Here is a 6,572-nt window from a genome sequence, read left to right on the forward strand (position 1 = left end):
ACCAATCCAGCAATATCTACGATATCGACAGTTGCCATTTGTACACGCTCTGGTTTTACCAATTCCTCTAAACGTGCAATACGTGGATCGGGAACATTTACCACACCTATATTAGGCTCAATGGTACAAAACGGAAAGTTAGCACTTTGCGCTTTAGCGTTTGACAAACAATTAAATAAGGTCGATTTTCCAACGTTTGGTAATCCTACAATTCCTGCTTTCATATCTATCTGATATTTTTTTTAAGTGATATGTAACGCAAAGCGTTTCATTCTTAATGTAATTTTTAAAAGTGTGCAAATATACTGCTATTAATTGAAAATATTACTAAAATCAAAAAAGACAAAAAAAATCCCGATTTACATCGGGACTTGTTTTATTCATTATGCAAAAACGACTGTCGATTCAACAAAGTTTCTTCGCTTTCTACATGGTTATCATCGGGAACACAACAATCTACCGGACAAACCGCCGCACATTGAGGTTCTTCATGGAATCCTTTACATTCGGTACATTTACCGGGTACTATATAATAGATATCGTCAGACAGTGGTGTTTGTGCCGCATCAGCATCTACTTCAGAACCATCGGGTAATACAATTTTACCTTTTAATTTCGTACCGTCTTTATAGCGCCAATCATCGGCTCCTTCATAAATTGCAGTATTGGGACACTCGGGTTCACAAGCCCCGCAATTGATACATTCATCCGTTATAATAATTGCCATTTTATTCGTTTTATTGGTTTCAAAGTTTAATTGTTTCAAACTTTTGGCTAATGCCTTTTACTTACTATATTTGTGCAAAATTACAATGTAAACCACATATATACAAGTTACAAATGTTACAAAATGAAATTAAATCGAGTTTTGTTGAATTGGGGAATTTTTTACGCCAATTTTCTCTAGCCCAAAACACAAAAGATGCTTCGGTATTACAAAACGATGCCTTCTATGATGATTTCATAACATTAATTGAATTGTCGCAATCGCACAACGGTTGGTTTACCCCCGAACAAGTTTATTTTAGTTTACAATCCTGGGCCGCTGCACTGACCGAAACCAATCTAAATCAGTGGCTTTCACCTTATAATTTTTCCAATACAAGTCCCAAAAAAGTAGGATTAATTTTAGCTGGAAATATTCCTTTAGTTGGATTTCATGATTTTCTTTCAGTATTGATTTCGGGTCATGCTGTTGCCATTAAAACCTCTTCAAACGACCAACATCTCATCCGATTTTTGACCAAATACCTGATCGCACTGCAACCACAACTTAACGAAAAAATAACGTTTGTGGAAGGAAAATTAGAAGGTTTTGATGCGATAATTGCTACAGGAAGCAACAATACAGCGCGCTATTTTGAATATTATTTCAAAGACTGTCCGAGTATCATTCGAAAAAATAGAAATTCGGTTTCCGTACTTGACGGCAAGGAAACGCATGAGGAATTAGTGGGATTGGGAGAAGATATTTTTCGTTATTTTGGATTGGGTTGTCGAAACGTTTCAAAACTTTTTGTACCAAAAGGATACCAATTCGATTCTTTCTTCAAGGCCATTTACGAATACCGTGACGTGATTCAGTACGAGAAATATGCCAACAACTACGATTACAACAAAGCCGTTTTTTTAATGAGTAATTTTCAATTATTGGATAATGAGTTTTTAACCATTAAAGAAGACAGCAGTTATGCCTCCCCTATCTCTTCGGTGTTTTATGAGTATTATGATGACATCCAAGCCGTTACCACAAAACTGCATCAAGAGGCCGATCAGATCCAATGTGTCGTTTCCAATAATTTGATAGAAAACAGCATTCCCTTTGGGCAAACCCAACAACCAAAGCTATGGGATTATGCTGATAATGTAGACACCTTGCATTTTTTATCAAATATATAATTACAGAATTGTAATTTTTTACTAAAATATATAACGTTTTCGTTAATAACATGGTCGAATTATTATGAAATTATAACGCGATTTTTAATTGCGATTTCCGAAATTTGCTTTTTTAAAAAACACCCACCTAACTACAAACCATACCATGAAAAAACACAACTACAGCGCAGGTCCTTGTATTCTTCCTCAAGAAGTTTTTCAACAATCGGCGCAAGCCATTTTAGATTTTAACCATTCAGGCTTATCCCTTTTAGAAATTTCGCACCGAAGCAAAGATTTTGTAGCCGTAATGGACGAAGCACGAGCTTTAGTCTTAGAACTTTTAGGTTTGGAAGGTAAAGGATACCAAGCGTTGTTTTTAGCAGGTGGTGCGAGTTTAGAATTTTTAATGGTTCCTTACAATTTAATGAAAATTGACGGTAAGGCAGCCTATTTAGATACTGGAACATGGGCCAACAGTGCTATTAAAGAAGCCAAACATTTTGGAGAAACTGTGGTTGTAGGTTCGTCAAAATCAGAAAACTACAATCACATCCCGAAAGACTATACCATTCCTTCCGATGCCTCTTATTTTCACTGCACCAGCAACAATACGATTTTTGGTACCCAAATGCAATCCTTTCCAAAGACTAATGTACCCTTAGTCTGTGATATGAGTTCGGATATTTTTTCACGCGTTATCGATTTTTCACAGTTTGATTTGATCTATGCAGGCGCTCAAAAAAATATGGGTCCGGCCGGAACTACTTTGGTTGTTGTGAAAGAAGAAATTTTAGGTAAAACTGGAAGAAGTATTCCGAGTATGTTGGATTATCAACAACATGTTGCCAAAGAAAGCATGTACAATACACCTCCTGTATTTCCAATATATGCGTCACTTTTAACCCTACAATGGTTGAAAAAATTAGGAGGAATTGCGGCAATTGAAAAAATCAATCAAGCTAAAGCAGCCTTATTATATGCCGAAATAGACCGTAACCCTTTATTTAAAGGAACGGCAGCTATAGACGACAGAAGTCATATGAATGCTACCTTTTTATTGGTAAACGAAGCCCACCAAGAAACATTTGACGCACTATGGAAAGCTGCGGGTATTTCTGGTTTGGCAGGACATCGTTCTGTAGGTGGTTACCGTGCTTCTATGTACAATGCGCTTCCTTTAGAAAGTGTAGAAGTCTTAGTCGCCGTAATGCAAGATTTGGAAAATAAAATATAGATCAATAGAAAAAAATATACAATGAAAGTTTTAGCAAACGACGGAATTTCAAAAAGTGGTATCCAAGCGCTAGAAAAAGGCGGATTTGAAGTAATTACTACAAAAGTGGCGCAAGAGCAAGTTGCCAATTATATCAACACACACGATGTAAAAGTAATCTTGGTTCGAAGCGCTACAAAAGTACGCCAAGATATTATTGACGCATGTCCGGGATTAAAAATTATTGGTCGTGGTGGTGTTGGAATGGACAACATTGATGTTGATTATGCGCGCAGCAAAGGGTTGCACGTTATCAACACACCTGCTTCTTCCTCAGAAAGTGTGGCCGAATTGGTTTTTGCGCATTTGTTCACTGGAGTACGTTTTTTACACGATGCCAACCGAAACATGCCCTTAGAAGGAGATACCAACTTTGATGGATTGAAAAAAGCATATGCAAATGGAATCGAACTTCGTGGTAAAACCATAGGAATTGTTGGTTTTGGTCGCATTGGACAAGCCGTAGCAAAAATGGCTTTGGGATTGGGCATGAAAGTGATTGCAGCCGATAAATTTGTCAATCAAGCAGCTATTCGTGTTGATTTTTACAACGGACAATCCATTACTGTTGACATTGTTACCGAACCTTTGGAAAATATCTTTAAATACGCTGATTTTATCACTTTACACGTTCCGGCACAAGACGGATATGTAATTGACAAAGCCCAATTGGAATTGATGAAAGATCATGTAGGTATTATAAACTGTGCACGCGGTGGTGTAATTAACGAAGTAGCATTGATTGAAGCCTTAGACAATGGCAAAGTTTTATTTGCTGGTTTGGATGTTTTTGAGAACGAACCAACACCAGAAATTCAAATCTTAATGCATCCAAAAATTTCGTTAACCCCACATATTGGCGCTGCTACCGAAGAAGCACAAGATCGTATTGGAACAGAATTAGCGGAACAAATCATCAGCTTGTTGAAAAATAAGTAAGACTACTCCTTGCTATATGTAAAAAAGCACCGAAAATATCGGTGCTTTTTTTATCTTTATCGAATCAAAAACAACCACATTACTAATGAAGAAATTGAAAGAACGTTGGAACGTAACTAGTAACAAGCAAGTTGGTGTTATTCTTTTGGTATTTGCTATTACAGGATTTAGCTCTTTGCAATTAGCAAAACCATTTCTAATGCTTTTTGGCATTACGGAGACATTTCAACCGCATTGGCTGTACCGAGTGATGCGCTTGGTCCTTATTTTTCCAATCTATCAGGTACTGCTTGTTTTCATTGGTGCTATTTTTGGCCAATTTTCTTTTTTCTGGAATTTTGAAAAAAAGATGTTAGTACGTTTAAAATTAGGCTTTATTGCGCGTTATATCGACGCAAAACTGAACAAACAAAACTAATTACTGGTTTTTGTGAATCATTTTGTAAAAATCGTCTCTGAATTCTTTTTGATTAAAAACACCACCATATTGTAAAGTAGACGTGTAACTGCTTTCGTCTTTAATACCGCGACTGGAAACACATAAATGTGTCGCTTCTACCACAATCATGACGTTATCAGTTTCGAGAACCGATTTCAATTCATTGAATATTTGCATGATCATACGCTCTTGTACTTGTGGACGACGAGCATAGTAATCTACAATACGATTCAATTTGGACAAACCAATTACTTTACCTGAAGAAACATACCCAATATGCGCTTTTCCAACGATAGGTAAAAAATGATGTTCGCAAGTCGAATTAAAACTAATGTTCGCCTCTACCAACATTTTATCATAATGATACGAGTTATCAAAAACCGATACTTTGGGTTTGTAGGCCGGATTAAGTCCCGAAAAAATTTCTTGCACATACATTTTGGCCACACGGTGTGGCGTACCTTGCAAACTGTCATCGGTTAAGTCCAAACCCAGTTCTTTCATAATGATTTCAAAATGCTTGGCAATCACTTCCATCTTCTCCGCTTCCGATTTATCAAAGGCATCCGGGCGCAAAGGTGTTTCAGCAGAAGTCATTTGGTGGTTATCTCCAATGATGTCAAAAATTTCTTTTTCTAGTGTCGTTTTCATAATCCGTTTGGGTTTATTTTAATTTCGATGAATAATATTGGCGTAATTTTTCTAATTTAGGTGCAATCACCATTTGGCAATACCCTTGAAAAGCATTCTGATTGTAATAATTTTGATGGTAATCTTCCGCAGCATAAAATTTTGATGCCGGCGTTACTTTGGTTACGATTTCGCGATCGTACAATTTTTCTTTAGCTAGGAGTACAATATAATTTTGAGCCTTGTTCATTTGGTCTTCCGAATGGTAAAAAATAGCACTACGATATTGGGTTCCCACATCGGCACCTTGACGGTTTAATGTTGTGGGATCGTGCGTACCAAAAAACACCTCTAATAAATCTTCGTAAGCCACTTCACTTGGATCAAAGGTAATTTGAATCGCTTCGGCATGGCCAGTAGTACCTGTACATATTTCTTTGTACGTTGGATTTAAAGTCGTTCCACCTATATAGCCCGAAACAACTTTCTTTACCCCTTTAATTTCCAAAAAAATGGCCTCGGTACACCAAAAACAACCGCCTGCAAATGTAGCTATTTCCATATCTTTACTATCATTTCCTACCAAAGTTGGACTAGCACCACTCCCCTGTTGTGGAGACTCTTTGGCCACACAAGAAACAATTGTCATGCAAAAACTAAGTAGAGACGAAGGCAATATACTGTTCATAAATTATAATTTTGTTTAACAAAAGTAATAAAATAATAAACAAAAAAATCATTTTAACGTAACTTTATATATTAAAAGGTTTGAAAGGAATAAAAAATGATTTTTTATTCGTTGAAAAACTTCGTTTCTTTGTGAAAATCTAAAGGCATGATCCGGGCAAAAAATCTACATAAAAATTACGACTCCTTACATGTATTGAAAGGCGTTGATTTGCAAATCCGTAAAGGAGAAATTGTATCTATTGTAGGCGCCTCTGGAGCTGGTAAAACCACGTTATTGCAAATTTTAGGCACCTTAGATCAACCTCAAAAGCAGCACGATACCGTATTGGAAATCAACGGGCAATCGGTTTTGGATTTGAATGATGTTTCCTTGTCTAAATTTAGAAACTTGCATTTGGGATTTATTTTTCAATTCCACCAATTGCTTCCCGAATTCACAGCCCTAGAAAATGTGTGCATTCCTGGATTTATTGCAAAACGAGACAAAGCAACGGTTGAAGCCGAAGCCAAACACTTATTATCGTATTTGGGATTAGCCGATCGCATACAGCACAAACCCAGCGAACTTTCCGGTGGCGAGCAACAGCGTGTGGCTGTAGCACGTGCCTTAATTAACAAACCTGCCGTGTTGTTTGCCGATGAACCTTCAGGCAACTTGGATAAAACTTCGGCCCAAAATTTACACGAATTGTTTTTTAAACTGCGTGATGAATTTGGCCA

General features: G+C 37.0%; 9 protein-coding genes. 5 read left to right on the forward strand and 4 right to left on the reverse strand.

Going from position 1 to position 6,572, the window contains the following annotated elements:
• Both ACIQ6Z_RS08545 and ACIQ6Z_RS08550 read right to left on the reverse strand, forming a co-directional pair.
• The coding region (locus ACIQ6Z_RS08545) for a GTPase (RefSeq protein ID WP_396210476.1) at window positions 1-224 on the reverse strand (224 nt) is incomplete at its 3' end.
• Window positions 225-376: 152 nt separating this feature from the next.
• The gene (locus ACIQ6Z_RS08550) at window positions 377-727 is read right to left on the reverse strand and encodes a 4Fe-4S dicluster domain-containing protein (protein ID WP_396210477.1); all 351 of its coding nucleotides are present in this window, start codon (window positions 725-727) and stop codon (window positions 377-379) included.
• Between the two features lie 113 nt (window positions 728-840).
• Here ACIQ6Z_RS08550 and ACIQ6Z_RS08555 point away from each other — a divergent pair, with 113 nt between their 5' ends.
• The 4 genes from ACIQ6Z_RS08555 to ACIQ6Z_RS08570 all read left to right on the forward strand — a co-directional run bounded on the left by ACIQ6Z_RS08555 (window position 841) and on the right by ACIQ6Z_RS08570 (window position 4,511).
• Window positions 841-1,899, forward strand: coding sequence for an acyl-CoA reductase (locus ACIQ6Z_RS08555; protein ID WP_396210478.1), 1,059 nt, complete (start codon window positions 841-843; stop codon window positions 1,897-1,899).
• A gap of 145 nt (window positions 1,900-2,044) precedes the next feature.
• A complete protein-coding gene (serC, locus tag ACIQ6Z_RS08560; RefSeq protein ID WP_396210479.1) occupies window positions 2,045-3,115 on the forward strand; it encodes a 3-phosphoserine/phosphohydroxythreonine transaminase in 1,071 nt (356 codons plus the stop codon).
• A gap of 21 nt (window positions 3,116-3,136) precedes the next feature.
• On the forward strand, window positions 3,137-4,093 hold the full coding sequence (locus ACIQ6Z_RS08565) for a D-2-hydroxyacid dehydrogenase (RefSeq protein ID WP_396210480.1): 957 nt from the start codon (window positions 3,137-3,139) through the stop codon (window positions 4,091-4,093).
• Window positions 4,094-4,178: 85 nt separating this feature from the next.
• Window positions 4,179-4,511, forward strand: coding sequence for a DUF6787 family protein (locus ACIQ6Z_RS08570; RefSeq protein WP_396210481.1), 333 nt, complete (start codon window positions 4,179-4,181; stop codon window positions 4,509-4,511).
• On the opposite strand, the gene folE is transcribed toward ACIQ6Z_RS08570, so the two are convergent.
• Window positions 4,512-5,183, reverse strand: a complete 672-nt coding sequence (gene folE / locus ACIQ6Z_RS08575; RefSeq protein WP_396210482.1) for a GTP cyclohydrolase I FolE — start codon at window positions 5,181-5,183, stop codon at window positions 4,512-4,514.
• 13 nt (window positions 5,184-5,196) lie between these two features.
• Window positions 5,197-5,850 (reverse strand): peptide-methionine (S)-S-oxide reductase MsrA, encoded by a 654-nt coding sequence (gene msrA, locus ACIQ6Z_RS08580; protein ID WP_396210483.1) that lies wholly within the window; start codon window positions 5,848-5,850, stop codon window positions 5,197-5,199.
• Window positions 5,851-5,997: 147 nt separating this feature from the next.
• Here msrA and ACIQ6Z_RS08585 point away from each other — a divergent pair.
• Window positions 5,998-6,572 (forward strand): ABC transporter ATP-binding protein (locus tag ACIQ6Z_RS08585; protein ID WP_396210484.1); only part of this gene is annotated, 575 nt, incomplete at its 3' end.

This window comes from Flavobacterium sp. (assembly GCF_044376915.1).
In the GTDB taxonomy this organism is placed as follows: Bacteria; Bacteroidota; Bacteroidia; order Flavobacteriales; family Flavobacteriaceae; genus Flavobacterium.

Bases quoted from the DNA above. Each gene is read 5' to 3' on its own strand.
- ACIQ6Z_RS08570 (WP_396210481.1), top strand. From the start codon at position 4,179: ATGAAGAAATTGAAAGAACGTTGGAACGTAACTAGTAACAAGCAAGTT.
- folE (WP_396210482.1), bottom strand. From the start codon at position 5,183: ATGAAAACGACACTAGAAAAAGAAATTTTTGACATCATTGGAGATAAC.
- ACIQ6Z_RS08550 (WP_396210477.1), bottom strand. From the start codon at position 727: ATGGCAATTATTATAACGGATGAATGTATCAATTGCGGGGCTTGTGAA.
- msrA (WP_396210483.1), bottom strand. From the start codon at position 5,850: ATGAACAGTATATTGCCTTCGTCTCTACTTAGTTTTTGCATGACAATT.
- serC (WP_396210479.1), top strand. From the start codon at position 2,045: ATGAAAAAACACAACTACAGCGCAGGTCCTTGTATTCTTCCTCAAGAA.
- ACIQ6Z_RS08565 (WP_396210480.1), top strand. From the start codon at position 3,137: ATGAAAGTTTTAGCAAACGACGGAATTTCAAAAAGTGGTATCCAAGCG.
- ACIQ6Z_RS08555 (WP_396210478.1), top strand. From the start codon at position 841: ATGTTACAAAATGAAATTAAATCGAGTTTTGTTGAATTGGGGAATTTT.